This is a genomic window from Neisseria sp. P0009.S008, assembly GCF_051958615.1.
Classification (GTDB): domain Bacteria; phylum Pseudomonadota; class Gammaproteobacteria; order Burkholderiales; family Neisseriaceae; genus Neisseria; species Neisseria subflava.
This window is the reverse complement of the sequence record NZ_JBQCVG010000029.1, coordinates 1-1,762: the sequence shown is the minus strand read 5'-3', so window position 1 is coordinate 1,762 and position 1,762 is coordinate 1. Positions and strand designations below refer to the sequence as shown.

Annotated in this window: 2 protein-coding genes; both read right to left on the bottom strand. The window is 46.7% G+C overall.

The window, feature by feature from the left end:
* Window positions 1-79 precede the first annotated feature (79 nt).
* Complete coding sequence (gene pyrI, locus ACTHSQ_RS11100; RefSeq protein ID WP_440371999.1) at window positions 80-538, bottom strand: aspartate carbamoyltransferase regulatory subunit; 459 nt, start codon at window positions 536-538, stop codon at window positions 80-82.
* A gap of 10 nt (window positions 539-548) precedes the next feature.
* Window positions 549-1,469, bottom strand: a complete 921-nt coding sequence (gene pyrB, locus ACTHSQ_RS11095) for an aspartate carbamoyltransferase (RefSeq protein ID WP_003684701.1) — start codon at window positions 1,467-1,469, stop codon at window positions 549-551.
* Between the last annotated feature and the right edge of the window lie 293 nt (window positions 1,470-1,762).

Sequence of the window (1,762 nt, the reverse complement as noted above, 5' to 3'; positions counted from 1 at the left end):
GAGACGGGTGTTTTGGTGCATGTTCATGTTTCAGTATTCTCCTGGAAATACTGTAAACAACGCTACTAGTTTCTACATATCAGGCTTCGGCAACTGAATCACGCGAGAAGGTTTTCTCGCAATAATGGCATTTCAAACGTGTCTGACCATTATGTGAACGGACATAAAAACGGCTGATGACCGGCTCGCCATGACTGGCACAATTGGTATTCGGGCAGCGGAATACTTCTGAAATTTCGTCCGGCAATGACAAATGCTGTTTGTCGATCACTTTAAACTGATCGATTTTGTTTACCACTGCTTCAGGGGCAAATAAAGCCAAACGGTTGGCCGCATTGGCATCCAACCATACGCCGCTGACTTTGATAATGTCTTTGCTTCCCTGCGTTTTGCTGGGCAAATTAAAGCCGACCGTAACCGCACTGCCATAATGCAGCAGCTTAAACTGTCTTAGAATGGCCAAGCTTTTACCGGCAGGAATATGGTCAATTACCGTACCTTGTTCAATCGCTTCAACGCTGAGTTTTGAATTTTCCATCTCTCGCTCCTTAAACTTCTTCGTTCAATACCAAAGATAAAATCGCCATCCGTGCATACACGCCATTGGTTGCCTGTTCAAAATAATAGGCATGAGGTGTTTTATCTACATCCGGATGAATTTCATCTACCCTCGGTAAAGGATGCAAGACGCGCAAATTGGGTTTGGCGTTTGCCAACATTGACGCATCAAGATTGAACTTACCCTGAATTTTGGCAAATTCCTGCTCATCAAAACGTTCGCGCTGAACACGGGTCATGTACAAAATATCCGCCCATTCGACCGCTTCTTCCAAGCTGGACAAAACTTGGTAAGGGCAACCAGCCTCCTCCAGCTCTTCAGTAATATAGTCCGGCATCGCCAAGCTGGGAGGGGAAACAAATGCAAACTCACAACCCCAGCGCTTCAATGCCTGACACAATGAGTGTACTGTACGGCCATATTTCAAATCACCGGCCATCGCAATTTTCAAATTGCTCAAGCTACCTTGTGTTTCATAAATCGTTACCAAATCCAAAAGTGTCTGGCTCGGATGTTGGTTGGTACCATCACCGGCATTAATCACAGGTACGCTCGAAAACTCGGCCGCCACACGGGCCGCACCGTCTTTAGGGTGTCGCTGAATAATCGCATCCGTATAGCTAGAAATAATCCTCGCAGTATCTGCAAGCGTTTCACCCTTTTTCGCGCTGGTATTCGCACCATCAGAAAAACCGATAACTTTCCCACCCAAACGCTGTACCGCGGTTTCAAAAGACAAACGCGTACGGGTGGACGGTTCAAAAAAGCACGATCCAATCAATTTACCCTCAAGTAAATCTTCACGAGGCTGCTTTTTCAACTTCAAGGCCGTCTGAAGCAGCAATTCGAGCTGCTCCGTCGTCAAATCTGAAATTGAAATAATATGTTGCCGATAAAGCGGATTAGGCATGACCATTCCTTCCCATAAAAAAGCCCGCAACAGGCGGGCGTCTCAAGCAAACCAATTCCATCGTTGCCCGACATCATCCCCGTCAGACAATCACAACCATGTTCCTACCACACCCATGAAATCTTCCGCATTATCGCATATTTAACAGACAGCTGCTTCTTTCAAGTTTTCAGACGGACTGAGACCCAAGCACAGGGATTCGGCTGTTTTCAGTTATTACCCAATGTAAAGTCTCCATTTGTCCAGGTCTTCATTCCCGGCCCCATACAAAGCCGCCCGTCAACCCGAACCGC

Coding starts and splice junctions, on each gene's coding strand:
- pyrI (WP_440371999.1), bottom strand. CDS start 538: ATGGAAAATTCAAAACTCAGCGTTGAAGCGATTGAACAAGGTACGGTA.
- pyrB (WP_003684701.1), bottom strand. CDS start 1,469: ATGCCTAATCCGCTTTATCGGCAACATATTATTTCAATTTCAGATTTG.